A 25,432-nucleotide genomic window follows, 5' to 3' on the forward strand; every position below is an offset into this window, starting at 1 on the left:
ATATAGAACAGCTCTAGTGGCGATTTTTTGGCGTTAATGTCAAAAAGTTGCCACTTAGGTATTGCATCCCCCTTAATCTCTCTTACAATCTAACTATTAAAGAATTTTAAGTAGATTGGTTCTCAAGCAATGGTCTTGATCTTAGATAACAACAACAAAAGAGCGATCGGATTAGGTGCGGCACTTAGTTTTGTCGGTCAAGCAAATGAAGTGCTGGCCGAAGAGCGTTATGAGCCCAAGATCCTTGATAACAACCAAGAACCAATTTTTGTGCTAGGCGCTTTGCAAAGCTTAACACACGAAGCGTTGATAAAATCTCATCCCGCCGTCCCGTTTTTATTAATAGGTGAAACGCTCAGGCCGCTACTTGCATTACCGAATGTAATAGGGCTTATCACCGAACCCTTTGGGCAAGAAGTCACGATGCAATTGCTACATGACTGTCAGCAATATTTACGTATGCTTCCAAATAAAGAGAACAAGCTACTAAATAAGAGCTTTGATGGTTTAGTTGGGGAAACCGAAGCGGTTAAAAACGTTCGTTTCTTGATTTCTCAAGTGGCCAAAACCGACGCCAATGTCCTTATTTTGGGGGAATCAGGAACCGGTAAGGAAGTGGTTGCTCGTAACGTACACTTATTGTCTAAACGTGCGCAGGGACCATTTGTGCCAGTTAACTGTGGTGCTATCCCTGGTGAGCTGTTAGAAAGCGAGCTTTTTGGTCATGAAAAAGGCGCGTTTACTGGCGCGATTTCAGCCAGAAAAGGGCGCTTTGAACTGGCGCAAGGCGGTACGCTTTTTCTCGATGAAATCGGTGATATGCCACTGCAAATGCAGGTGAAATTGTTACGAGTTTTGCAAGAACGTACCTATGAACGAGTCGGGGGCACAAAGCCGATTCAGGCGGATGTTCGTGTGATTGCCGCGACGCACCGTAATCTTGAAACCATGATTGAAGATGGCAAGTTTCGCGAAGACTTATTTTATAGACTCAATGTATTCCCTATTGAAAACCCCTCTCTAAACGAGCGTGCGGAAGATATTGCGCTACTGCTAAAAGAACTAACACGTAGAGTAAATGAACAAACGGGCAATTCGGTTAAGTTTACGGATAGAGCCGTAGACAGCTTAAAGTCGCACGCTTGGCCTGGGAATATTCGAGAGCTTGCAAACCTTGTGGAACGAATGGTGATTATGTTCCCAGACAAGGTTGTCGATGTGACGGATTTACCACAAAAATACCGCTATATAGAAGTCGAAGCATTTGAGCCTGAATATCCAGAAGAACTACTAGAAAAAGATGCCTTCAATGAGCTATTTAGCGATGGCTTTAGTGACGACGAAGAGGACATGGTCGCGGAAGATTTTGCGCCGCAAGCATCGAATGTTGGCTTACTGCCGGACGAGGGGATAGAGTTAAAAGAATATTTAGCAGAGCTTGAAATTGATTTGATCACTCAAGCTTTAGAGCGCTACGACTATGTGGTTGCTCGCGCAGCTGAAATCTTGGGCGTTCGCCGAACAACATTAGTTGAGAAGATGAAAAAGTATAATCTCAATCGTGATTGATAGTTCATCAATTACTACCTAACCTGAACTCGGGATAAGAAGTAAGTTAATCCACTAAAATCACTAAATTCAAAAGCGAAGTATCACTCTAGCCAGAAGTTATTTCTTAATACAAGGCAAATTTGTGCGTCAATAGCTGGCCTATTGCAAGCAAATTTAACGCAGTAGTAAGGGATAACAGCTGCTAGAGAACAAGTTGTTATTCCAAGTTCAGGTTACCTAATCAACTCAGCAAGGCCACTTAATACGCGGCCTTGTACTTTATTGTTTAAAGTTGAGTAAAATCCAAGTCTTGATAACTGGCAATAATGGTTTGTTTGCAAAAGCAGTTATCGGCATGGTCGTTAACCATGCCGCAAGCTTGCATATGTGCATACACTGTGGTTGAACCTAAAAACTTAAATCCACGTTTTTTTAAGTCCTTGGCAAATTTGTCGCTGATTTCACTGGTGGCAACGGCATCGTGTTTGTCACGCATGGGGTTGATAACAGGCTTGTAATTAACAAATTGCCACTGGTATTTTGCAAAGCTGCCAAACTCTTGCTGAATTTCAATAAATCGCTTAGCGTTGTTTATCGTTGCTGCGATTTTTGCGCGGTTTCTGATAATTCCGTCACATGCTAATAGCCGCTCGATATCTTGCTCTGTCATCAGGCTCACTTTGTGTACATCAAAATCGTGGAATGCTTTTCTATAGCCTTCACGTTTTTTCAAAATGGTATACCAGCTTAAGCCAGCTTGTGCAGATTCCAATGTGATAAACTCAAACAAGCTCTGGTCATCCAGTACAGGTCTTCCCCATTCCTTATCATGGTATTCAACATAATCGGGTTTGCTCTCGTCCACCCAGCCGCATCGTATTGTCATTGTTGGCTCTCTTCTATCTAATTGTGAATATGAATAAGCTAAATGATTTACTACGCTAACTACTCATTGCGGCATCACATTTGGCTTTCAAAAACTCTAGCATAACGCTGTATATAAAAACAGTGTCAATAAATTGATATTGTTAAGTGTTATATAACTCTATGTTTTAAATGAAATATAAAGTTGGATCGTTTTTTGCTTTTATCCATTGAGTTTATTTTTAAGAGAGCGGAAAAATGGCATTAGCACATGTTATTAATCCACAATTTGTACCAACGACGAATCGCTACAACCCCTGTTTGCTGCAAGAAGCCTACGTCGGTGAGCTAAGCGACCTTAGGCAGCAGGCGAGTTGGTTAAGCCATCTTGTTGATACTATGCCTGCGGGTGTCGTGGTACTTGATGGTCAAGGTATGATTGCCAAGGCGAATCAAATTGCGATGGATATGTTGGGTGAACCACTCGAAGGTGAAAAGTGGTTTAGCGTTATTCAGCGTTCATTTCGACCACAGCAGGACGATGGTCATGAAGTCTCTCTTAAAGATGGCAGAAGAATTAAGTTAGATATTACCGCGCTAACACCAGAACCTGGGCAACTCATTTTGATGACAGATCTCACCGAGACGCGCCGGCTTCAAAGCCGTGTTGCGCATATGCAAAGGTTAAGTGCGTTAGGAAAAATGGTTGCTTCATTGGCGCATCAAGTGCGTACGCCGTTATCGGCTGCGATGTTATATGGTGCAAACCTAGGTGCAGCTAATCTTCCTTCGGCTTCTCGAGAAAAGTTTCACGATAAGTTGATGTCTCGGTTAAAAGACTTAGAAAGCCAAGTTAATGACATGCTGTTGTTTGCTAAAAGCGGTGAACAACAAGTGGTTGAGCGAGTGTCAATGCAACAATTATTAAGTGAAGTCAAAGCGGGTGCTGACGCTATGGTTGAGCTTAACCAAGCAAAATTGGAAGCATTTTTACCCGAGCCAGATATCGAAATATTAGGTAATCGTACTGCGCTTGCAAGTGCGATCCAAAACCTGATCCACAACAGTATTCAAATAATTGGCAGTGCGGCACACATTGAACTTAATGCAGAGCGCGAGCCGTGTGGCGAGTATGTACGTATCTCAGTTGTTGATAATGGTCCTGGTATTGATGAAACCTTAGTAGACAAGTTGTTTGAACCATTTTTTACAACTAAGTCGCAGGGGACTGGGCTAGGACTTGCGGTGGTTAATTCGGTCGCTAACGCGCACAAAGGGTTTGCGCAGGCAGACAATGTTGAAGGTAAGGGCGCACGTTTTAGCTTGGTACTACCACTAATTGAGGCGGAGGAACTATGAGTAACAGAGTTTTAGTTGTTGAAGATGATGCTGGTTTAAGAGAAGCACTTATCGATACATTGCAGCTTTCAAATATCGAGTGCGTAGAAGCAAGTTGTGCGGAACAAGCCGTTTTATTGCTAAAGCAGGAAACCTTTTCTTTGGTGGTGAGTGATGTGCAAATGGGTGCCATGAGTGGGCTTGACTTGTTAAAGACCATTAAACTCAACTATCCCGAATTACCGGTATTGATGATGACAGCATACGCGACCATTGATGATGCGGTTGAGGCGATGAGATTGGGTGCCATCGACTATATGGCTAAGCCATTTGCGCCTGAAGTATTGCTTAATATGGTTGGACGTTATCTACCTGAGAAGGAAAAAGAGACAGATGGCCCCATTGTTGCCGATCCCAAGAGTATTAAACTACTTGAACTGGCTGCAAAAGTAGCTAAGTCGGATGCCAGCGTGATGGTACTTGGACCAAGCGGTTCGGGTAAAGAAGTGTTGGCTCGCTATATTCACGATAAATCCGACAGAGCAGACGAGCCTTTTATCGCAATTAACTGCGCTGCAATCCCAGAAAATATGCTCGAAGCGACTCTATTTGGTTACGAAAAGGGGGCGTTTACAGGTGCCATTCAAGCGTGTCCTGGAAAATTTGAGCAAGCACAAAAGGGAACGATTTTGCTTGATGAGATCACAGAGATGGATTTGGGATTACAAGCAAAATTACTTCGCGTGTTACAAGAGCGGGAAGTAGAGCGTTTAGGCAGTAGAAAAACCATTTCACTGGACGTCAGAGTGTTGGCAACCAGTAACCGCGATTTAAAAGAAGCGGTGGAGGATGGGGTATTTAGAGAAGATTTATATTATCGCCTCAATGTTTTCCCGCTAGAGTGGTTGCCACTGAAGGACAGAGCAGGTGATATCGCGGTGTTAGCCGAGCATTTGTTGGTAAGACATACGCAAAAAGCAGGCAAGCCAACACCTATATTAAGCAGCGGTGCAAAGCGCAAGCTCAGTTCGCACACTTGGCCTGGAAATGTAAGAGAGCTAGATAACGTAATTCAACGTGCCCTGATTTTGTTCCAAGGTAATGAAATTCAAGAAGATGATATTTTTATCGAAAATTTCTCACCGATGGCTTTGATTGAATCTGCTCCACTTGTAAATCATGAAGCATCAGCTTTAATGGAGCGCTCACAAGGTGAGGATGAAATCATTAGCTATAAAGATGAGCTACAGGATAAAGAACACCAAATTATTTTAGATACGCTGGCAAAGTTTAACGGTAAACGCAAAGAGGTGGCGGAGGTATTAGGTATGAGTCCTCGCACACTTCGCTACAAGCTGGCAAAAATGCGAGATTTAGGGATTGCGCTACCCGCTTAACCTAAGTTAGCTGAGCTTAAAAAACAATGAGTTAGTTCGTTGCTTATCCAAACCTCAGGCTAAGCTTTATCTGTTAATTCAAATTTAATCAGGTGCCTATAAAGATCTGCAGATCTTAGGCGCCTAGTTTTCACTTCTATGTACTGCCAATTTTTCGACATGATTAAAATTCCATAAGGTGTTGAAAACAAAAGATTTTAAGTTGGCACGTTTTCTGCTTTATTACAGGTAACTAAGAGTTATTTTGAGTAAAGCATCATGAAAGTACAATCATCAGCGCTATTTCAAGAAATGCAGGCAATGGCTGCAGAAGCGACGAGAAACACACAGCCATCAGTGCAGCCGGTTAAGACGGCGGCATCTTCATCGGCTCAGTTTGGCGATTTACTCTCAGACGCACTTAATACGGTTCATGGCTTACAACAAGAAGCGAAACAAAAAGTCACCGCTGTTGAAATGGGTGACAGAAGCGTTTCTCTTGCAGAAGCCATGATAGCGAAACAAAAATCGTCGGTCGCTTTTGAGGCAACAGTGCAAGTTCGTAATAAACTTGTTGAGGCCTATAAAGAAATCATGAGCATGCCAGTTTAATTGAGTGACTGTGGAGAGTAATCGTGGCTACTAATCAATCAACAGATCTTACGCTTTCCGATGCCGCGCTGAATAATGACAGCGGATCGGATGAGCAACAAGAGCAAAAATCAGGCTACTTCAGTGCGCTAAGCGGTGTTGATATGTTGCGCCAGGTTACTCTGGTTATTGCCCTTGCTATTTGTTTAGCAATCGCAATCTTTATTATCATTTGGGCGCGCCAACCAGATATGCGCCCACTTGGTAAATACCCAACAGAAGAACTCGTCGAAACGTTAGACTTTTTAGACCAACAGAAAATTGAATACCAATTAGATGGTAATACCATTTTAGTTGCTGAGTCGGACTATCAAGACATAAAACTACGCATGGCGCGTGACGGTTTTACCCAATCTCCGAGTTCTGGCACTGATATTCTGATGCAAGATATGGGTTTTGGTGTTAGCCAACGTCTTGAAAGAGAGCGTTTAAAGCATAGCCGTGAGCAACAACTTGCGAGAACAATTGAAGAGTTACAAGACGTAAATCGTGCAAAAGTGTTGCTTGCAATACCAAAAGAAAACGTCTTTGCACGTCGCGAGAAAAAGCCCTCAGCAACCGTAGTTATTACCCTTAAACGTGGCAAAACGCTTGGCGGCGAAGAAGTTGATTCAATCGTAGACATCGTGGCATCAGCGGTACAAGGTTTAGAGCCTTCACGCGTGACCGTCACCGATCAAAACGGCCGCTTACTCAACTCTGGTTCTCAAGACTCTTTGGCTGCACGCTCGAGAAAAGAGTATGAAATCGAACGTAAGCGTGAACAAGAATATCTAGAAAAAATTGATAGCATCCTGATCCCAACTGTAGGTCTTGGTAACTTTACCGCGCAGGTTGACTTAACGATGGACTTCAGCGCAGTTGAAGAAACGCAAAAACGTTATAACCCTGATCTACCAGCGGTTCGTAGCGAAACGACGTATGAAGAAAATAATATTGGTGGTTTAGCTGTAGGTATTCCGGGGGCGCTGACTAATCAACCTCCCATAAACTCAAATATCCCAGAGATTGCGGGTCAAGGCGGCAATGGTCAAAGTGCAACACCAAGCAGTAATCAAAAAGAAGCAACCCGTAACTATGAGTTAGATACCACTATTAGCCATAAACGTCAGCAAACAGGGGTTATTCGCCGGATCAGTGTGAGTGTGGCCGTTGACTACCTCGCAAAACCTGATGCTGAAGGTAACATGGCAATGGCGCCGCGTACGCAAGAAGAGTTAAATAACATCCGTCGTTTGCTACAAGGTGGTGTGGGCTTTGATATGCAGCGAGGTGATGCGTTAGAGGTAGTTACTGTGCCATTCGTACGTGAAGATCTCACTGAAATGCAGGAGATACCACTTTGGGAGCAAGATTGGTTTCAAAAGACAATTCGTCTTGCAGCAGGTACCTTAGTGATCATTGTGCTAATCTTAGCGGTAGTAAGACCTATGCTTAAGCGTCTAATTTACCCAGATGATACGCTTGAAGATTTTGATGAAGATGCGTTGACCAGTGGTGTTGATTTAGGTGACAGTACACTCGATATGCTAAATAACGAATTCGATGAGTCTGCGGTTGGCTTCTCTTCTGACGGTAGATTACAATTGCCAGACTTACATGGCGACGAAGACCTACTCAAAGCAGTACGTGCCTTAGTTGCTAACGAACCAGAACTCTCATCACAAGTTGTGAAAGCGTGGTTGACAGAAGATGACTGATCAAGAACAAAAACAATTGCCCGCAGCCTTTGACGTTGACAAGCTAGATGGCGTCGACAAGGCTGCCATCTTACTGCTTAGTTTGACTGAAGAAGATGCGGCTCAGATTTTGAAACACTTAGAGCCAAAACAAGTGCAAAAGGTCGGTATGGCAATGGCCTCCATGGATGACCTATCTCAGGCTAAAATAGCAGCTGTGCACAATTTGTTTATCGAACAAATTCAAAGTTTTAGTACAATTGGTTTCCAATCGGAAGATTTCATTAAGAAGGCGCTAACCGCAGCACTTGGTGAAGACAAAGCGGCAAGTCTTATTGACCAAATCGTTATGGGCTCCGGTGCAAAAGGGTTGGATTCGTTGAAGTGGATGGACTCGAAGCAAGTTGCCAATATTATCCGCAACGAACACCCGCAGATCCAAACGATTGTATTGTCTTATCTCGAGCCTGAGCAATCCGCCGAAATCTTGTCTCAGTTTCCTGAGAAAGTACGCTTAGATTTAACTATGCGTATTGCAAACTTAGAAGAAGTACAACCTGCGGCACTACAAGAACTCAACGAGATCATGGAGAAGCAGTTCGCTGGTCAAGCTGGTGCACAAGCAGCGAAAATGGGTGGCTTAAAAGCCGCCGCAGATATCATGAACTACTTGGATACTAATATTGAAGGTCAGTTGATGGATTCAATCCGAGAACATGACGAAGAAATGTCGCAACAAATTCAAGACCTCATGTTTGTGTTTGAAAACTTGATGGATGTAGAAGACAGAGGTATCCAGGCTATTCTGCGTGAAGTACAGCAAGACGTACTGATGAAAGCAATTAAAGGCGCGGACGAATCTTTAAAAGAAAAGATTATGAAGAATATGTCTAAGCGTGCTGCTGAGATGATGCAAGATGACCTTGAGGCTATGCCTCCAGTGCGGATCAGTGAAGTGGAAGCTGCACAAAAAGAAATTTTGGCAACGGCTAGACGTTTGGCTGACTCAGGCGAAATTATGCTTGGTGGCGGTGGTGGTGAGGAGTTCCTATAAACCATGGTCGATAAAAAGTTGTATAAAGGCCGCCCAGTCAGCACCGAAGCGCTGGATGAGTTATTAGAAAACTGGCCTATTCCAGATGTTACGGATAAGCCCGAAAAATTCCGCGGTCGTTCGACCGCATTCGGTACACCGCTTGAAGAGTTGTATACGAAAAAGCAGGCGCACCCCGAACCTGAGCCACAAGAGCCTGAATTTCCTACTTTGACCATTGAAGAGTTAGAGCAGATCCGCCAGGACGCCTACGACGAAGGAATAAAGCAAGGCCATGAGCAGGGCTATATTGAAGGCTTTGACAAAGGGGTTTCTGAAGGTAAAGAAGCCGGTTATAAAGAAGGCGTAGAAATAGGTAAAGAAAAGGGACTTGAGGAAGCACAACCGCTTATTGAAGAGAGGATGAAGGCGCTATCCACTATACTAGATGGCATGCAAACGCCACTGAAAAAGGTTGATGATGAGTGTGAAAAGCAGCTGGTTGTACTTGTCAATTTATTGGCGGAGCAGGTTATTTTTAAAGAGCTTAAGACCACGCCTGACCTCATTTTAAACGCGTTGAAAAAAGCAATGGACGCGTTGCCTGTCAAAGATCAAACAGTACGCATCCATCTGCATCCAGAAGATTTGGCCTTAGTGCAAGCCATGTACGGCGAAGAACATATACAATCACAGCATTGGCAGTTACTTCCAGAGCCGACGTTGGACAGAGGTGGCTGCGAGGTGAAAACGCCACAGTCATCCATTGATATGACGCTTAAGAACCGTATTAGCGAAGTGTTGGAATCATTTTTGCAAGATAGCGGTATAAACCAATAATACTGCACTGTTATCTAGATAAGCGAAGCAATCAAATCAGGATAACGATGCCTTCCTAAGGTAATTGCGAACATGTCGACATCTGCTGCTATGAGCGAGCGCATCAGTAAGTATCAGAAATTTATTAAACCATATGGGGTTGCGGTTGCAGGCAGCCTCACCCGTGTGGTTGGCCTCACCCTTGAAGCTAGGGGGCTAAGTGCTCCCGTCGGCAGCCAATGTAAAATCGAGACACTGGGCGGTTTTATTGATGCAGAAGTCATCGGTTTCAATCAAGAAACGCTTTACCTTATGCCAAACGATCATATTACAGGCGTCCTTCCTGGAGCGCGAGTGATCCCAAAAGTTAAGGATGCTGGATTACCTGTCGGAATGGGTCTACTTGGCCGCGTGGTTGACGGACTTGGTAGGCCACTAGATGGCCTTGGTGCCATTGACGCTGAGAAACATCTGAAATTTGCCGCAGCGCCCATTAACCCACTAGCAAGGCGTCCAATCGACTCACCAATGGATGTAGGTGTACGCGCGATAAATTCGATCGTGACAGTGGGTCAAGGCCAACGTATGGGTCTATTTGCAGGGAGTGGTGTGGGTAAATCGGTACTGCTTGGCATGATGACACGAGGCAGTGAGGCGGATGTTATCGTCGTTGGCTTGGTCGGTGAACGTGGTCGTGAGGTAAAAGAATTTATTGATGAGATTTTGGGCGTCGAGGGTAGACGCCGCTCCGTAGTGGTTGCCGCTCCCGCCGATGCCTCACCGCTGATGCGCTTAAAAGGCTGTGAGAGTGCAGTGACTATTGCGGAGTATTTCCGCGATCAAGGATTAAACGTACTGTTATTACTGGATTCGGTGACGCGTTATGCCATGGCACAGCGTGAGATAGCGCTTGCGGTTGGTGAGCCGCCAGCCACAAAAGGATATCCGCCTTCCGTGTTTGCAAAGCTCCCAGCATTGGTTGAGCGCGCAGGTAATGGTGGTGAAGGACAAGGCTCAATTACCGCATTCTTTACGGTATTGAGTGAAGGTGATGATATGCAAGACCCCATTGCCGATGCTGCTCGAGCTATTTTGGATGGTCATATTGTGTTATCACGAGAGCTTGCCGATAGTGGTCATTATCCAGCGATAGATATTGAAAAGTCCATTAGTCGAGTCATGCCTCAAGTGGTATCAGAGGCACATATGCAGCAAGCCAGAGTGCTCAAACAAGTCTATTCAATGTACCAGCAAAATAAAGACATGATCACCTTAGGTGCTTATCAACGTGGCAGTGATCAGATGTTAGATCAGGCGATAAATATGATGCCTGCGGTGAATAACTTCCTTCAGCAAGGCATGAAAGACGTGATCAATTATGACGAGTGTTTACAAGGCCTCGCTAAGCTACTAGGACAAGCATAATGGCAAATAACAAACTGACTTTATTGCTTAAGCTAGAAAAAGACAAAGAAGATAGCCTTCGAGCGAACTTTGTTCAAGCCCAGCAGCACTTAGCAACAAACCAACAACGGTTATCGGGACTAAACGATTTTCGTCTGGAATACAGCATGCAGCTTCATAGTAAAGCACAAGTTGGTCTGTCTAGTGGCGGATTCATTCAATATCATAACTTTATTAATAAGATTGAGCAGGCAATTGATCAGCAAGCAAAAACGGTCAACACCGCGAAGCAGGTGGTTGAACAACGTCGCAAGCTATGGCTAGCGCAACAGGCTAAAACGAAGGCAATTGAAAAGCTTATCGAGAAGCAAGCCCTCGCGAAGCAAACTCGTCTTGCCAAAGCAGAGCAAAAGATGCTTGATGAGTTTGCAACGAATCAGTTTGTACGAAGAGAGCGTGCTTGGTAAGTTGGCTCGAAATATGCTTCGTAATAATTAGCGTTTTATTATTTAGGTAGTTCACTCGTAAAAGTCACTAATATTCATAGTGTTGGTTTTTAACGGTGTATTACAACGGCAGGACATTGCCACTTTATGAGGTAGCTTTAAGATGAATCTAATGCTTGCATCCATGCTGCAACGAGGCAGTAACGAGGTTGATATTAAAGAAAAATCCCAAGATATGGATGCTGAGGGTTCTGAGGGCGGCTCTGGGTTTAGTGCTTTAATGGCTGAGCTAGCGGAACAAGAGAGTGCAAGTAAACAGGTAAAAGAATCTGCAGATCCTGTAACCTTAGATCTGGATGCGCCAATAGATAGCGAAGTCGCATCAGATGATGCTCCGCAGGCAGATAGTAAAGCACAAGCCTCTTCTTCTAAGCAGCAAGGGGAAGTACCAACTTCTACTGTTAGCTACACTGACAAAGGTCAGGTAGTTGTGGACAAACCGCTTCCTGATCTCCCAGATAATGACTTGTATGCTCAGATCAACGCTGCAAAACAGCAGAGCACTTCATTGAGCCAATCCCCAACAGCAATTGCGCAATCAGTCAAAGAAGCATTGGGCAATGCTTCTTTGACTGATGAAGAGGTTGTAGCTAGCGATAGTGCGCCATCTCAGGAGCCGCTACAAGACGAAGCCAGTCCACTCATTCGAGGGGGGAAAGGCCAAACTGAAAACGCCGGCACTAAAACAAATACTTTGCTACAACCAACCGTTTCTTTGGATAGTCAAGACGCAGACGGTGAGGTTGCTAAACCTTCGCTAAGAAACGACAGCGCAGAGACTGAAGAGCAAATATTACAGCCTAAGTTGCAAAAGGATACTGGCACTCAAGCCTTGGTTACCAATACAAGCGTAGAAAAGCGGGATCTAGGTGCTGATAAGTCAGTTGGGACTCAAGTTGAAGATGAGTCTGAAACCGCGCAACTGAAAGAACTCTTAGGCGCTAAGAAATCAGAGCTTGCTCAATCGGTTTCCTCATCTGAAGCTAAGCAATTAGAGACAAAGCAAATCGTCTCTGAGGCTAGTACACAAACTGCGAAAGACAAAAACTCAGTAAGTACAAAAAGCACTACAGATGTGCAAACCATGGTAGAAAAGTTGACCGCACAGCAACAACAAGAATTAAAAGCCGTGATGGCTGGTAAGCTGGATATTTACGATGCGTCACCGGCTGTACAAAAAGCCGTAGCTCAGTTAATTGGTAAAGGTGTTGATATCGCAAATGTACAGCCGTTTAAAGCATTTGTGCCATCCTCTGTCGTAACACAAACTTCAACAAACACGCCGCAAGAAGCTGCTACAGATGTTAAAAACACTACTCAAGCGTCTTTTAATGTAAATAGCACGCAAGAAAAGTCTAACAATAGTGAGCAGCAGGCTGTAGTAGTTAAAGAGGGTGAACGTGCTGAAAAAAATATAGCTGTAAATAAATTGACTAGCGATGAAAAGTTGGCTGCAGAGAAGCAGAGTTCAGAAAAACAGAACTTAGAAAAACAAATAAGTGAAAAGGTAGTTGATAAAGAAAATAGTAAGCTGATGCAAGCGGAAGCAAGCATCGCGAAAGAGGCTGTCAAAAATGAGCGTCAATCGGCCAATACCGCAACAGCGATACCAACTCCAGCCAAGCCTGAAGCAAGCCCTGTAAGTGCATCGCAAGACACAAGCTCACTAAACCAAACATTGAAAGAAGTTCAGCAAATTCAACAGTCTCAGCCAACAAACCAAAGTACAACACAGACAAAACAAGCAACAGATGCTAATCTTCAACAGGCGATTAACATAGCGCGTCAAGATGCCGCTAAAGAGCTTCATCAACGGGTAGGGCTGATGCTTAATCTTAACAATAAAGAAGCTGAAATTCGCTTAGACCCGCCAGAGCTAGGGGCGATGCAAATTCGGATAAAAAGCGATGCAGAGCAGGCTCAAGTGAATATTGTGGTGCAAAATCAGCAAGCTAAAGAGTTGTTAGAGCAATCACTTCCAAGACTAAGAGAAATGTTAGCTGAGCAGGGTATTGAACTGGGTGACAGCCAAATATCACATCAGCAAGGTGGAAATACTGAATCAGAGTCGCAAACTGCTGGTGGCAATACGAGTGGACAGCAAACTTTAGGTGATGAATCGGGGGGTTCTGATAATTCACAATCGCCGCAAAAGAGAAATACTGATTCTGCAATAGATTACTATGCCTAACACCTGCTATTATTGTAATTAATAAAGATCATAAGGGCTTGCTATGGCTGAAGAAACCGACTTAGAAATAGAAGAAACGGGTGGTTCTAAGAAAAAGCTGATTATCATTATTGCCGCGGCGGTATTGGTACTCGGCGGTGTCGCAGGGTTTTTCTTATTTTCAGGCTCAGACGCACCAGAAGAATCCTTAGCAGAAGAGACGACAGCAAGCGAAGTTAAAGCGGAGCAAGGTAGCGCTGCGCAAATGGGGAGCGCACTGTACGTTGCTATGCCTCGCCCTTTTGTTTTTAATGTGCCAGGTGCCAGTCGCGATAGAATCGTGCAAATTAAAGTTCAGCTGTTGGTTCGCGGTGATGTTAATGAAGAAGTAGCAAAGAAGCATATTCCCTTGATTGAAGGTACTTTACTGAGCGTGTTTTCAACGACTACGGCTGATGAGCTAAGCACGAGTGCAGGTAAAGAAACTTTGCGCTTAACGGCGCTAGATAAAGTCCAAGCTGCGATGGAAGGGGTTGAAGGTAGCAAAGTAATCGAACGTGTGTTGTTTACTGGCTTTGTAATGCAATAAGGTAGTATTTGTGAGCGATTTATTATCCCAAGACGAAATTGATGCGCTACTCCATGGTGTAGATGAAGTCGAAGAAGACGAAATCGGCGACGGTGGTGACGGCGAAGGTGCAGGTGCCTTACAGTATGACTTTTCGTCTCAAGATAGGATTGTGCGTGGGCGAATGCCGACGCTTGAAATCGTTAATGAACGATTTGCCCGCCATATGCGGATAAGCCTTTTTAACATGATGCGCCGCACCGCTGAGGTGTCTATCAATGGCGTACAAATGCTGAAATTTGGCGAATATATCCATACTCTATTCGTTCCTACCAGCTTGAATATGGTGCGCTTTAGACCGCTAAAAGGTACTGGCCTGATAACCATGGAAGCGCGTCTGGTCTTTATTCTTGTAGACAACTTTTTTGGTGGGGATGGTCGTTATCATGCCAAGATAGAGGGGCGTGAGTTTACACCAACAGAACGTCGTATCGTGCAAATGCTCCTTAAGATCATCTTTGAAGATTACAAAGAAGCCTGGGCGCCGGTGATGGATGTGTCGTTTGAATACCTCGACTCAGAAGTGAACCCTGCGATGGCTAATATTGTGTCACCGACAGAAGTGGTGGTGATTAGCTCTTTTCACATCGAGTTAGACGGTGGAGGGGGCGATTTCCATATTTCACTGCCTTACTCTATGTTGGAACCTATTCGAGAGTTACTCGATGCTGGTGTTCAATCAGATACTGAAGATACCGATCTGCGTTGGAGTAAGGCGCTTCGTGATGAGATTATGGATGTAGAAGTTGAGATTTCTTCCCAGCTACTGGAAGTTGACTTATCGCTTGAGCAAATAATGAAGCTTCAAGCTGGTGATGTTATTCCTGTGGAAATGCCAGAACATGTAACGGTTTTTATTGAGGAATTGCCAACGTTTAGAGCAAAAATGGGCCGTTCTCGTGACAATGTCGCGTTGCAGATCAGTGAAAAAATTAAACGTCCAGAATCAGTTAAGTCTGAGCTTCATGTATTTACCAAAGGTGGTAAAAAGCTCGATTCTGATGCTGAACTGGCAGAATTAGAAGAAGATCTACATCTTTCCGAAGGTGTAGATTTAGATTGGTAGTCGCGGACTTGTATACGCAAAATCGTGAGACTAATTATGGACAACAAATTAACTTAATCAGGTAGTAATCCAATGAGCGATGATCAAGATACTATGGACGAATGGGCAGCAGCACTCGCTGAAGCCGAAGGTGCCGAAAGTGGCAGTGAGCCAGAAGTTGCAGAGTTAGATGAACTCAAAGATTCAGCGCCTGCATTATCGTCAGATGAAAAACGTAAACTCGATACCATTTTAGACATTCCAGTCACCATTTCTATGGAAGTTGGCCGTTCTAAAATTAATATTCGTAATTTACTCCAGCTAAATCAGGGTTCTGTTGTTGAGCTTGATCGCGTGGCCGGTGAACCGTTAGATGTGCTTGTTAATGGCACATTGATAGCGCACGGTGAAGTGGTTGTAGTAAACGACAAGTTTGGTATTCGCTTAACGGACGTCATTAGTCAGGTTGAGCGTATTAAAAAGCTACGTTAATGCGCTGGGGTTGGTCTTTAGCAGTGTTTGGCATCGCTTTTTATACACGGGCTGTCACTGCAACAACCTCAGAGACAGTACCTAAATCTTCTGTAGGGGCAGGTACCGCGGGGTTAAGCTCAGAGCTACTTTCCATGGGATTGTCTCTGATGTTGGTGATCTTACTTATTTTAGGCTTAGCGTTCGTTTTAAAACGTTTAAATCCCAATATTGTAAACCAGAAAGACTTTAAGGTGATCCGCAGTATATCGCTCGGTACGAAAGAACGTTTGCTGGTTATCGAATTGGATGAAAAGCAGCACTTGCTTGGAGTAACACCAAATAATATCAACTACTTATACCAGTTGGAAACACCGTTAGATGATGTTAGCCGAACGCCATTTGCAAATGAGTTACAAAAGTTTTTAGCGGGCAAAGGGCAAGTAGCCAATAACCATAATAAGAAAAGTCATGATTAGATTGCTGATACTCTGTTTATTACTGTTTTCTGGGGTAGCTTCTGCGGAAGGGATAGAAGCAATAAACGTTACAACAAACCCTGATGGCTCTCAAGAGTACTCAGTGACACTTCAAGTACTTGCCATTATGACAGCGCTGAGTTTTATTCCAGCAGCTGTTATCATGATGACTTCGTTTACTCGAATAATTGTTGTGCTTGCGATTTTGAGACAAGCGATTGGTCTGCAGCAGTCGCCATCGAATCAAATTTTACTCGGTTTATCGTTGTTTTTGACGTTATTTATAATGGCACCCATATTTTCGCAGATAAATGATGAGGCTGTGCAGCCGTATATAAAAGAAGAAATCACGTCAATCCAAGCACTTGAACGTGCTAAAGAACCGATGAAAGCCTTTATGCTGTCACAAACTCGAATTAAAGACCTTGAAACCTTTGCCAAGATAGCGGGTTATGACAAGCTTGATAGCCCTGAAGACACGCCGTTTATCGTTATTATTCCGGCTTTCGTTACATCCGAGCTGCAAACGGCTTTTATTATCGGCTTTATGTTCTTTATTCCATTTTTGATAGTCGACTTAGTCGTAGCCAGTGTCTTGATGGCCATGGGTATGATGATGTTATCTCCAATGATAGTTTCCTTGCCGTTTAAGATTATGCTTTTTGTGCTCGTCGATGGTTGGAGTTTGGTCATGGGTACACTGGCCAGAAGCTTCGGATTGGGGGTGTAATGTGGAACCAGAAGTCTTTGTTGATATCTTAAGTGATGCATTGTTTTTAGTCATCAAGCTGGTGGCGGCGATTGTAGTACCTGGGCTTCTAGTTGGTTTAGTTGTTGCTGTGTTTCAAGCAGCAACATCGATTAATGAACAAACATTAAGCTTTTTACCTCGTCTCATTATTACTATCCTTGCGCTGATCATTGGCGGCCATTGGCTCACTCAAGAACTAATGGACTATTTTACCTCTTTGGTGATGCGCATCCCTGAAATTGCAGGCTAATCATGGAGTTCACCTTTGCGGTAATCATGCAGTGGCTAAGTGATTTTTTACTTCCACTGGTGCGGATAAGCTCAATGATGATGGTAATGGCGGGGCTTGGGGCACAGAGTGTACCTGCCCGAATTAAGTTTGCACTCGCCGTGGTCGTTACTTTTGCCGTGGTCCCCGTTTTGCCCAAATCAGAATTTACTGATTTGTTCTCCGTTTCGATGATTTTAGTTGTTATTCAAGAAATGGTCACTGGGGTAGCTATTGGGTTTGGTTCATTGCTACTTCTGAATACTTTTATCATTGCGGGTCAAATCCTTGCTATGCAAACCGGTCTTGGTTTCGCATCTGTAGTAGATCCGGCCAATGGGTTGAGTGTACCTGCTGTCGGTCAGTTCTATTTAATATTAGCGACATTACTGTTTTTTGTTTATAACGGCCATCTGATGATGATCCAAATGGTAGTGTATAGTTTTGAAAGCTTTCCCATTGCAGGGAACTGGTGGGCGGTAGACAATTTTTGGCGAATAGTTAATTGGGGGGATGGATGTTCTCTACGGCTCTTGCACTTGCATTAGCTCCGTTAACTGCAATGTTGATTATCAATATCTCATTTGGGATTATGACTCGAGCCGCGCCTCAAATGAACATTTTCTCTGTGGGGTTTGCTTTTACCTTAGTTGCAGGGCTTACCATTATTTGGGCGACATTGGGTAATTTTTTAGCACAATTTGAATTTCAATGGCTCAAAATGACAGAGCTGATGTGCGATCTAATTGGTTGCACGGTATAGGAGTCTGAAATGGCAGAAGATTCCGGTCAAGAACGCACCGAAGAACCCACCTCCAAGAAAATAGACGATGCTAGGAAGAAGGGCCAAATAGCCCGTTCAAAAGAACTCGGCACGACGTTTGTGTTATTGTTTTCTGCAATAGCTCTACTTTTGTATGGGCCTGGAATTGGGAAGGCGCTCTACAATGTTATGGGGCGAATGTTGTCGCTCAATCGCAATGAAACCTACGATACAACCAAAATGTTTGCTGTGTGGGGAGATATTGCTGCTGAACTGCTATTTCCAATGGCCATGTTTGTTTTTATCATCGCAATTGCAGGAATAGTGGGGAATACGTTACTCGGGGGCTTTAACTTTTCTTGGCAGGCAGCCGCTCCAAAAGCAAGCAAAATGTCTCCAATGAAGGGATTGAAGCGAATGTTAGGCCCGCAAGCGGCCATAGAGTTATTGAAGTCCGTTCTTAAGTTTGTATTAGTAGCAGGCTTTGCAATCTTGCTTATCAATATGTATTTTAACGAAATATTACATTTGAGTATTGAGCAAATCCCATCGAGTATAGAGCATGCGTTAGAAATCATTGCGTGGATGTTCTTAGCACTTAGTTGCACTATGATCATTATTTCAGCGATTGATGCCCCTTATCAAAGTTATAATCACCATAAGCAGCTAAAAATGACGCTGCAAGAAGTCAAGGATGAATACAAAAACTCAGAAGGTGACCCTCAGATAAAAGCGCGGATCCGTCGAACACAAAGAGAAATGTCGCAACGACGTATGATGCAGGATGTACCAGATGCAGATGTTGTTGTGACCAACCCTACTCACTATTCGGTTGCGCTTAAATACGACACTGAACGAGCGGGAGCGCCTATTGTTATTGCAAAAGGGGTTGATGAACTTGCGATGCAAATTAGAAAAATAGCCAAAGGAAATGAAGTGCCGATTGTGGAGTCACCCGTATTGACTCGTTCACTTTATCACACCACCGAAGTCGGTGATCAAATCCCTGAACAATTGTTTACCGCGGTTGCACAGGTACTTGCTTATGTATTTCAGCTAAATCGTTTTCAAAAGGGCAAAGGGAAAAGACCCGTTGCACTTACTCGAGATTTACCAATCCCAGACGATTTGAGGCATTAAAATTGCTCTCATAAAAATAAGCTATTAATTGGAACGCATATTGCATTTGTTGCTATGTGTCAATTTTTTGCTTGTGTTAAGTTATGGAATTTAAAGCAGTTTTACAACAACTCAATCGAGATAAAAAAGAATATGCTAAAGGTGTGGGTACTCCATTGTTGGTGCTTGCAGCACTTGGCATGGTTATTCTGCCGCTACCTCCTTTTTTGCTTGATATTCTATTTTCCTTCAACATTGCATTGGCACTTGTGGTGCTATTGGTGACTGTTTATACCTTGAAGCCACTTGAATTTGGTATGTTTCCTGCGGTACTACTGATCGCGACTATCATGCGATTGGCACTAAACGTAGCTAGTACTCGCGTCGTATTACTTGAAGGTCATAATGGTGGTGATGCGGCAGGTAAGGTGATCGAAGCCTTTGGTAGTGTTGTTATTGGTGGCAACTACGCCGTCGGTTTAGTTGTATTCCTTATCCTTATTATTATTAACTTTGTCGTAATTACCAAAGGTGCAGGCCGTATTTCTGAGGTGTCTGCGCGTTTCACCCTTGATGCTATGCCGGGTAAGCAAATGGCCATTGATGCAGACTTAAATGCCGGTTTTATCTCTGCAGATGACGCCCGGGCTCGTCGTGAAGAAGTGACTCGAGAAGCTGACTTTTACGGTTCAATGGACGGTGCAAGCAAATTCGTTAAAGGTGATGCTATTGCAGGTATCGTGATCCTTGCCATTAATATAATAGGTGGCCTTTTCGTTGGGATGATCCAGCATGATTTAAGCTTTGGTCACGCGATGGAAGTATATACCATGCTGACAATCGGTGACGGTCTGGTCGCGCAAATTCCTTCTCTTTTACTCTCAATTGGCACTGCAATTGTCGTAACGCGTCAAAATGAATCGCACAACATGGGCGATCAGTTTAAAAACCAACTGGGTAATGAAAAATCACTAGCTATTGCTTCGGGTATTTTGATCACCATGGGACTCGTTCCTGGCATGCCACATGTTGCCTTCCTAGGGTTAGGCGTATTACTTGGCTATATAGCCTATTACACAAGTCAGCAAAAGAAAAAGGCGGAGATCGAAAAGGCGGAACAAGCTGCCAAAGGACCTGCAGCCAAAGGTGGCCATCAACAAGATCAAAAAGAGCTTGGTTGGGATGATGTACAACCTGTTGATGTGATTGGTTTAGAGGTAGGTTATCGCCTAATTCCTCTAGTTGACCAAGCCCAAGGCGGGGAGCTTCTCAGTCGTATTAAAGGGGTGCGTAAAAAGCTATCTCAGGAACTGGGCTTTTTAGTACCGCCGGTACATATTCGCGATAACCTAGAATTAGATCCAAATGCATACAATATTACTTTAATGGGAGTTGGCTCTGGAACCGGTGAGTTGAAGCATGGCGACGAACTTGCAATTAATCCTGGGCAGGTATTTGGGCCGATTAAAGGTATAGAGACTAAAGATCCTGCATTTGGCCTAGATGCAGTATGGATTAAGCCAGACCAAAAAGATGAGGCGCATTCGCTTGGCTATACAGTAGTAGATGCTGCAACTGTGGTGGCAACACATATTAGTCAATTATTAACGAATAATGCGTCACTATTACTTGGTCATGAAGAGGTACAAAATCTATTAGATATGCTTGCGAAAAGTCACCCTAGATTAGTAGAAGGCTTAGTACCTGATATTTTACCGCTCACTACCGTGGTAAAAGTGCTACAAAATCTGCTTAATGAGGGCGTTGCAATTCGAGATATGCGCTCGATTGTACAAACCTTAGTTGAGTACGGACCACGTAGCCAAGACCCTGATGTATTAACGGCTGCGGTAAGAATTTCATTACGCAGATTGATTGTTCAAGATGCCGTTGGAAGCGAAGAAGAAATTCCTGTCATAACATTGGCGCCTGAGTTGGAACAGATGTTGCATCAGTCACTTCAGAACGCAGGTGATGAGGGGGCAGGTATTGAACCTGGCTTGGCTGAGAGGCTTCAAGAATCATTAAGAGAAGCACATCACAACCAAGAAATGCTAGGGGAACCGTCCATCTTATTAACCTCAGGTATGTTAAGAAGTGTGCTATCTCGATTTGTTAAACATACAATTCCAGGTCTTAGAGTGATGTCATATCAAGAAGTGCCGGAAGAAAGACAAATTAAGATAGTGAGCTCGGTTGGACAATAGAGGATAAAGGGGCTGTAACATGAAAATTAAACGTTTCTTCGCAAAAGATATGCGTACGGCTTTAAATGAAGTAAAAGAAGAGCTTGGTGCTGATGCTGTCATTATGTCTAACAAAAAGTTAGCGGATGGTGTTGAAATCGTCGCAGCAATTGATAATGACCGTACTGCTGCACCTGCTAAGCAAGCACCAGCGACCCATGCAGCAGCCCCAAGAGAAGCACAGACTCGCTTTGTCCGTCCTGAGCCTCGCCAAGTACAGCCAGCAAAGCAAGCGCAAGTTGCTGATAGCTTAGAAGCATTGCTTGAGCGTCAAGCGCCGCGCCCTCGCTCACCAGAACTTGCTTCTATGTTCTCCCAGTCGGGGATAGATACAGAGCAAATGTTAAGCAGCCAACGTAAAACACAAACTGCTGCGCCGACGCACCAAGCGAAGCCACAGCAAGCTCGTCGCCAATCTTTTGACTTTGATGATGATGCATTTGAGCAGCCACAGCAGTGGGGCGAGTCGGATGAATTAGACAACGGTTTTGGTGATGATTTACCTGAGTTAAATGCCAAGCCTGACGAAATGAGTGCAATGCGCGAAGAAATGAACGCTATTCGTCAATTACTTGAACATCAAGTATCTGGTCTAATGAAACAAGAAATGGCTCGTCGCGATCCAACCCGTGCGTGTCTTGTAGATCGTCTGGAAGGAATGGGCATAGACAAAGACGTTGCTGAGCAAATGGCATGCTTTATCCCTGATGATGTTTCTCGTAAAGAAGCCTGGAATGCATTGTTAAACATGGTGATCAACCAAATGCACACCACTAACAATGATATTCTTCGTCAAGGTGGCGTATTTGCGATGGTGGGTCCAACTGGTGTTGGTAAAACCACAACGGTTGCAAAATTAGCGGCATTAGGTGCACAAAAATACGGTGCAGATAAAGTGGCGTTAATAACGACTGATACCTACAGAATTGGCGCTTACGAGCAGTTAGCTACCTATGGTAGAATCATTGGTTGTCCGGTTAAGCAAGTTAAAGATGCAAATGAACTTGCAGAAGTGCTTTATCATTTACGCAATAAGCGTCTAGTATTAATAGATACGGCGGGAATGAGTCAAAGAGATTTGCGCTTAACTGAACAGTTAAATACACTTATGCGTAGCGCGAGAGTAGATATTCGCAGCTATTTAGTATTAAGTGCGACAGCACAAATGAATGTGTTACAAGAAACAGTAAGACACTTCAAAAAAGTAAATTTAAGTGGCTGTATTTTCACAAAACTTGATGAAAGTCTAAGTTTAGGTGAGATAATTAGCATAGCGATTCAAAATCGTTTGCCAATAGGGTATCTTACCAACGGTCAGCGAGTGCCAGAAGACATTCGCGTAGCAAATGCTCAAAAGCTAGTAAAAAAGGCTGAGCAATTGTATTTAAAAAGAATAAAAGCACAGCACTCTCGACGTGTACCTGTAGCGTCAGAGTCAGTAGGAATGTATGATTAACACAGTTTTAGATCAAGCAAGTGGCCTGCGTAGAATGAGTCAAAATAGCAACCAGGGTGTAAAAGTAATAGCCGTGACCGGTGGAAAAGGTGGGGTGGGTAAAACCAACGTCTCGCTCAATACTGCCATCGCTATGGGCCAACAAGGACAGCGAGTTCTCGTTTTAGATGCGGACTTGGGCTTGGCAAACTGTGATGTGATGTTAGGTCTAAGGGTAGAAAAAAATCTGTCGCACGTGTTGTCGGGTGAATGTGAACTAGATGAGATTCTCGTAGAAGGTCCCGCTGGAATTAAAATTGTACCGGCGACCTCAGGCTCTCAAAGTATGGTAGAGCTGACTCCCGCAGAGCATGCAGGACTTATTCGTGCATTTAGCGAGCTTAACACGCAATTTGATGTCTTAATTGTTGATACCGCAGCCGGTATCTCAGATATGGTTCTGAGCTTCTCTCGAGCTGCACAAGATGTGATGGTTGTGGTGTGTGATGAACCGACTTCCATTACAGATGCTTACGCGTTGATCAAAGTTTTGAGCAGAGAGCATGGTGTCTATCGTTTTAAAATTGTTGCCAACATGGTCCGCAGTATGCGTGAAGGGCAAGAATTATTTGCTAAACTTTCAAAAGTTACAGACCGTTTTCTTGATGTAGCACTGGAATTAGTGGCCACCGTACCGTTTGACGAAAACATGCGTAAATCTTCTCGCAGACAAAGAGCTATCGTGGATTTATTTCCGAGTTCCCCTGCGGCGATTGCGATTAAGGGACTTGCTGCTAAGGCAGTTAAATGGCCAATTCCGCATCAACCTTCCGGTCATCTAGAATTTTTCATTGAACAACTTGTAAACGGGTGATTATGGCTTCTCCGGTCAATAGAGCTGCGGGATATCAAACTTCAGACCACATTCATAAGGTGGTTGAACGGCATGCTCCACTTGTCAAAAAAGTGGCGTGCCACCTGATTGCTCGACTTCCGGCAAGTGTGCAACTCGACGATCTGATCCAGTCAGGTATGATTGGATTGATTGAAGCATCTAAAAATTTCGATGCAACTAAAGGCGCTAGTTTCGAGACCTTTGCCGGGATCCGTATTCGAGGCGCAATGCTGGATGAAATCCGTCGTGGTGATTGGGCGCCTCGTTCTGTTCACAAAAATAGCAGAATGGTTGCAGAAGCTATCTCCGAGTTAGAATCTCTCCTTGGTCGAGAACCAAAAGACACTGAAATCGCTGAAAAACTTGATATATCTCTAGATGAGTACCATCATATTTTACATGATGTAAATGCAAGTAAAGTCATCGGTATTGAGGATCTTGGGGTTGATGAAGACGTGATAACCCCAGCAAACAGCGATTTTGCGCTAGACAAACCGTTTAATAACGTTAAAAATGAACGTTTTAACGAGTCTTTAGTAAATGCTATCAAAGCGTTACCCGAAAGGGATGCTCTGGTTTTATCACTTTACTATAACGACGAAATGAATTTAAAAGAGATTGGTGCCATCCTTGATGTCAGTGAATCTCGAGTAAGCCAAATTCACGGTCAGGCAATGATAAAGCTTAAAGCTAAAATCAATGACTGGATAAATTAGAGTACATAAAATAGTTGGGTTCGAACCTCACTGGAGGAAGTTTTGGATAAGAACATGAAGATTCTCGTGGTTGATGATTTCTCTACTATGAGAAGAATAATCAAAAACCTATTAAGAGATTTAGGCTTTACCAATGTTCAAGAAGCTGATGATGGTAGTACAGCACTTCCGATGCTACAAAATCAGGAGTTTGACTTTGTAGTAACTGATTGGAATATGCCGGGCATGCAAGGTATTGATTTGCTTCGTGCAATACGCGCAGATGAAAAGCTTAAGCACATTCCAGTGTTGATGGTTACCGCAGAAGCGAAAAAAGAACAAATTGTTGCAGCAGCGCAAGCTGGGGTGAACGGATATATTGTTAAACCGTTTACTGCAGGTACGCTCAAAACTAAGCTTGAAAAAGTATTTGAGCGACTAGGCTAACAGCAAGGGGATATGGCCTATGTCTGTAAATGCTGCGCCTCAAATTACACTTGAACAAGCTAAGCAACTTGTTGAGCTTCTAGAACAAGGTGAACAAGAAAAAGCTGACCAGCTGATTTTAGAAGCTGCTAACAAAGAGCAATCGGAGTTATTTGCAGAAGTCGGAAAGCTGACTCGCCAATTACACGAGTCCTTGAAGAACTTTGAGCTGGATACTCGCCTCGCAGATCTCACGACAGAGGCTATTCCTGACGCCAAGCAGCGTCTTAATTATGTTATGGAAATGACAGAGAGCGCTGCGAACAAAACGATGGACGCGGTCGAAGAAAGCTTACCTCTTGCGCAGAACCTAGCGGATGAGTTAGCGCAAATAAAGCCCACTTGGGATCGATTGATGAGCAGAGACATTCAACTCGGTGAGTTTAAATCTCTGTGTCATGATCTCGACAGCTTTATGCAGACTTCAAAGACACGTACAGACGAATTACAAGGTTTAATGACTAATGTGCTGATGGCTCAGGACTATCAGGATTTGACTGGGCAGGTTATTCGGCGCGTCATTGAGCTTGTGAGAGAAGTAGAAGATAGTCTCATTCACCTCTTGACTGTTTTTGGTACTTCAGATGAAGCACCTTCAACTGCTGTGAAAGCGAATGAAAACGAAATAAAAACAACCGAGACTATCAGTGATGAATTGTCTGGACCTGAAGGTCCAATTATTGACGCTGAATCGCGAGATGACGTGGTTTCTGGTCAAGACGAAGTCGATGACTTGCTATCTAGTTTAGGCTTCTAGTTG

The 25,432-nt window shown here is 43.8% G+C and carries 24 protein-coding genes and 1 pseudogene; 24 read left to right on the forward strand and 1 reads right to left on the reverse strand.

All coding sequences use genetic code 11. The annotated features are described in order from the left end of the window. The first annotated feature begins 129 nt into the window (after nt 1-129). Entirely contained in the window at nt 130-1,569 is a 1,440-nt protein-coding gene (locus tag CTT31_RS05925; protein ID WP_039492533.1) for a sigma-54 dependent transcriptional regulator, read from the forward strand. A 268-nt stretch (nt 1,570-1,837) separates the two neighbouring features. Here the strand turns inward: CTT31_RS05925 and CTT31_RS05930 are convergent, their stop codons facing one another. Beyond that, on the reverse strand, nt 1,838-2,437 hold the full coding sequence (locus CTT31_RS05930; protein ID WP_211859546.1) for a DNA-3-methyladenine glycosylase I: 600 nt from the start codon (nt 2,435-2,437) through the stop codon (nt 1,838-1,840). A gap of 236 nt (nt 2,438-2,673) precedes the next feature. On the opposite strand from CTT31_RS05930, the gene CTT31_RS05935 reads away from it, so the two are divergent. From CTT31_RS05935 to CTT31_RS06045, 23 genes and pseudogenes are all read left to right on the forward strand, one after another. Then, complete coding sequence (locus tag CTT31_RS05935) at nt 2,674-3,774, forward strand: sensor histidine kinase (RefSeq protein ID WP_095728221.1); 1,101 nt, start codon at nt 2,674-2,676, stop codon at nt 3,772-3,774. After that, entirely contained in the window at nt 3,771-5,150 is a 1,380-nt protein-coding gene (locus tag CTT31_RS05940) for a sigma-54-dependent transcriptional regulator (RefSeq protein WP_260492177.1), read from the forward strand. Before CTT31_RS05935 ends, CTT31_RS05940 begins: the two co-directional genes overlap by 4 nt. Before the next feature lie 258 nt (nt 5,151-5,408). Continuing rightward, complete coding sequence (gene fliE / locus CTT31_RS05945) at nt 5,409-5,741, forward strand: flagellar hook-basal body complex protein FliE (protein WP_010369155.1); 333 nt, start codon at nt 5,409-5,411, stop codon at nt 5,739-5,741. A gap of 20 nt (nt 5,742-5,761) precedes the next feature. Continuing rightward, complete coding sequence (fliF, locus tag CTT31_RS05950) at nt 5,762-7,480, forward strand: flagellar basal-body MS-ring/collar protein FliF (protein ID WP_130126591.1); 1,719 nt, start codon at nt 5,762-5,764, stop codon at nt 7,478-7,480. Then, nucleotides 7,473-8,513: a flagellar motor switch protein FliG gene (gene fliG, locus CTT31_RS05955; protein WP_010369151.1), complete on the forward strand. Its 1,041-nt coding sequence runs from the start codon at nt 7,473-7,475 to the stop codon at nt 8,511-8,513. Before fliF ends, fliG begins: the two co-directional genes overlap by 8 nt. A gap of 3 nt (nt 8,514-8,516) precedes the next feature. Beyond that, nucleotides 8,517-9,332, forward strand: a complete 816-nt coding sequence (fliH, locus tag CTT31_RS05960; protein WP_039492521.1) for a flagellar assembly protein FliH — start codon at nt 8,517-8,519, stop codon at nt 9,330-9,332. Between the two features lie 72 nt (nt 9,333-9,404). After that, complete coding sequence (gene fliI, locus CTT31_RS05965) at nt 9,405-10,736, forward strand: flagellar protein export ATPase FliI (protein WP_017218040.1); 1,332 nt, start codon at nt 9,405-9,407, stop codon at nt 10,734-10,736. Next, entirely contained in the window at nt 10,736-11,182 is a 447-nt protein-coding gene (gene fliJ / locus CTT31_RS05970; protein WP_039492519.1) for a flagellar export protein FliJ, read from the forward strand. The genes fliI and fliJ overlap by 1 nt, the downstream gene beginning before the upstream one ends. A 142-nt stretch (nt 11,183-11,324) precedes the next feature. Beyond that, a complete protein-coding gene (locus CTT31_RS05975) occupies nt 11,325-13,412 on the forward strand; it encodes a flagellar hook-length control protein FliK (RefSeq protein WP_039492517.1) in 2,088 nt (695 codons plus the stop codon). A 43-nt stretch (nt 13,413-13,455) separates the two neighbouring features. Further along, nucleotides 13,456-13,980 (forward strand): flagellar basal body-associated protein FliL, encoded by a 525-nt coding sequence (gene fliL / locus CTT31_RS05980; RefSeq protein WP_039492515.1) that lies wholly within the window; start codon nt 13,456-13,458, stop codon nt 13,978-13,980. Between the two features lie 10 nt (nt 13,981-13,990). Further along, nucleotides 13,991-15,085, forward strand: coding sequence for a flagellar motor switch protein FliM (gene fliM, locus CTT31_RS05985; protein WP_010369125.1), 1,095 nt, complete (start codon nt 13,991-13,993; stop codon nt 15,083-15,085). 72 nt (nt 15,086-15,157) lie between these two features. Continuing rightward, complete coding sequence (gene fliN, locus CTT31_RS05990; protein ID WP_069018761.1) at nt 15,158-15,556, forward strand: flagellar motor switch protein FliN; 399 nt, start codon at nt 15,158-15,160, stop codon at nt 15,554-15,556. After that, nucleotides 15,556-16,014, forward strand: a complete 459-nt coding sequence (gene fliO / locus CTT31_RS05995) for a flagellar biosynthetic protein FliO (RefSeq protein ID WP_069018762.1) — start codon at nt 15,556-15,558, stop codon at nt 16,012-16,014. The genes fliN and fliO overlap by 1 nt, the downstream gene beginning before the upstream one ends. Next, entirely contained in the window at nt 16,007-16,744 is a 738-nt protein-coding gene (gene fliP, locus CTT31_RS06000; protein WP_010369122.1) for a flagellar type III secretion system pore protein FliP, read from the forward strand. The genes fliO and fliP overlap by 8 nt, the downstream gene beginning before the upstream one ends. 1 nt (nt 16,745) lies before the next feature. After that, nucleotides 16,746-17,015, forward strand: coding sequence for a flagellar biosynthesis protein FliQ (gene fliQ / locus CTT31_RS06005; RefSeq protein WP_039492511.1), 270 nt, complete (start codon nt 16,746-16,748; stop codon nt 17,013-17,015). Between the two features lie 2 nt (nt 17,016-17,017). Continuing rightward, nucleotides 17,018-17,796: pseudogene (gene fliR / locus CTT31_RS06010) on the forward strand (flagellar biosynthetic protein FliR). 9 nt (nt 17,797-17,805) lie between these two features. Next, nucleotides 17,806-18,936: a flagellar biosynthesis protein FlhB gene (gene flhB / locus CTT31_RS06015; protein ID WP_211859550.1), complete on the forward strand. Its 1,131-nt coding sequence runs from the start codon at nt 17,806-17,808 to the stop codon at nt 18,934-18,936. Between the two features lie 83 nt (nt 18,937-19,019). After that, nucleotides 19,020-21,122, forward strand: a complete 2,103-nt coding sequence (flhA, locus tag CTT31_RS06020) for a flagellar biosynthesis protein FlhA (protein ID WP_039492505.1) — start codon at nt 19,020-19,022, stop codon at nt 21,120-21,122. Between the two features lie 19 nt (nt 21,123-21,141). Beyond that, nucleotides 21,142-22,617 carry a flagellar biosynthesis protein FlhF gene (gene flhF, locus CTT31_RS06025; protein WP_260492178.1) on the forward strand — a complete coding sequence of 492 codons (1,476 nt, stop codon included), beginning with the start codon at nt 21,142-21,144 and terminating at the stop codon, nt 22,615-22,617. Then, nucleotides 22,610-23,470 carry a MinD/ParA family protein gene (locus tag CTT31_RS06030; RefSeq protein ID WP_010369106.1) on the forward strand — a complete coding sequence of 287 codons (861 nt, stop codon included), beginning with the start codon at nt 22,610-22,612 and terminating at the stop codon, nt 23,468-23,470. Before flhF ends, CTT31_RS06030 begins: the two co-directional genes overlap by 8 nt. Before the next feature lie 2 nt (nt 23,471-23,472). Beyond that, nucleotides 23,473-24,207: an RNA polymerase sigma factor FliA gene (locus tag CTT31_RS06035; protein WP_010369105.1), complete on the forward strand. Its 735-nt coding sequence runs from the start codon at nt 23,473-23,475 to the stop codon at nt 24,205-24,207. 42 nt (nt 24,208-24,249) lie between these two features. Continuing rightward, nucleotides 24,250-24,633, forward strand: coding sequence for a chemotaxis response regulator CheY (cheY, locus tag CTT31_RS06040; RefSeq protein ID WP_010369104.1), 384 nt, complete (start codon nt 24,250-24,252; stop codon nt 24,631-24,633). A 19-nt stretch (nt 24,634-24,652) separates the two neighbouring features. Beyond that, nucleotides 24,653-25,429, forward strand: a complete 777-nt coding sequence (locus tag CTT31_RS06045; RefSeq protein WP_039492497.1) for a protein phosphatase CheZ — start codon at nt 24,653-24,655, stop codon at nt 25,427-25,429. Nucleotides 25,430-25,432: the final 3 nt, after the last annotated feature.

It is taken from the genome of Pseudoalteromonas maricaloris (genome assembly GCF_024746855.1).
In the GTDB taxonomy this organism is placed as follows: domain Bacteria; phylum Pseudomonadota; class Gammaproteobacteria; order Enterobacterales; family Alteromonadaceae; genus Pseudoalteromonas; species Pseudoalteromonas maricaloris.

Bases quoted from the DNA above. Each gene is read 5' to 3' on its own strand.
- fliG (WP_010369151.1), top strand. From the start codon at position 7,473: ATGACTGATCAAGAACAAAAACAATTGCCCGCAGCCTTTGACGTTGAC.
- CTT31_RS06035 (WP_010369105.1), top strand. From the start codon at position 23,473: ATGGCTTCTCCGGTCAATAGAGCTGCGGGATATCAAACTTCAGACCAC.
- CTT31_RS05975 (WP_039492517.1), top strand. From the start codon at position 11,325: ATGAATCTAATGCTTGCATCCATGCTGCAACGAGGCAGTAACGAGGTT.
- fliH (WP_039492521.1), top strand. From the start codon at position 8,517: ATGGTCGATAAAAAGTTGTATAAAGGCCGCCCAGTCAGCACCGAAGCG.
- fliN (WP_069018761.1), top strand. From the start codon at position 15,158: ATGAGCGATGATCAAGATACTATGGACGAATGGGCAGCAGCACTCGCT.
- CTT31_RS05925 (WP_039492533.1), top strand. From the start codon at position 130: ATGGTCTTGATCTTAGATAACAACAACAAAAGAGCGATCGGATTAGGT.
- flhF (WP_260492178.1), top strand. From the start codon at position 21,142: ATGAAAATTAAACGTTTCTTCGCAAAAGATATGCGTACGGCTTTAAAT.
- CTT31_RS06045 (WP_039492497.1), top strand. From the start codon at position 24,653: ATGTCTGTAAATGCTGCGCCTCAAATTACACTTGAACAAGCTAAGCAA.
- fliP (WP_010369122.1), top strand. From the start codon at position 16,007: ATGATTAGATTGCTGATACTCTGTTTATTACTGTTTTCTGGGGTAGCT.
- fliI (WP_017218040.1), top strand. From the start codon at position 9,405: ATGTCGACATCTGCTGCTATGAGCGAGCGCATCAGTAAGTATCAGAAA.
- flhA (WP_039492505.1), top strand. From the start codon at position 19,020: ATGGAATTTAAAGCAGTTTTACAACAACTCAATCGAGATAAAAAAGAA.
- fliO (WP_069018762.1), top strand. From the start codon at position 15,556: ATGCGCTGGGGTTGGTCTTTAGCAGTGTTTGGCATCGCTTTTTATACA.
- CTT31_RS05930 (WP_211859546.1), bottom strand. From the start codon at position 2,437: ATGACAATACGATGCGGCTGGGTGGACGAGAGCAAACCCGATTATGTT.
- CTT31_RS05935 (WP_095728221.1), top strand. From the start codon at position 2,674: ATGGCATTAGCACATGTTATTAATCCACAATTTGTACCAACGACGAAT.
- CTT31_RS05940 (WP_260492177.1), top strand. From the start codon at position 3,771: ATGAGTAACAGAGTTTTAGTTGTTGAAGATGATGCTGGTTTAAGAGAA.
- fliE (WP_010369155.1), top strand. From the start codon at position 5,409: ATGAAAGTACAATCATCAGCGCTATTTCAAGAAATGCAGGCAATGGCT.
- fliL (WP_039492515.1), top strand. From the start codon at position 13,456: ATGGCTGAAGAAACCGACTTAGAAATAGAAGAAACGGGTGGTTCTAAG.
- CTT31_RS06030 (WP_010369106.1), top strand. From the start codon at position 22,610: ATGATTAACACAGTTTTAGATCAAGCAAGTGGCCTGCGTAGAATGAGT.
- flhB (WP_211859550.1), top strand. From the start codon at position 17,806: ATGGCAGAAGATTCCGGTCAAGAACGCACCGAAGAACCCACCTCCAAG.
- fliJ (WP_039492519.1), top strand. From the start codon at position 10,736: ATGGCAAATAACAAACTGACTTTATTGCTTAAGCTAGAAAAAGACAAA.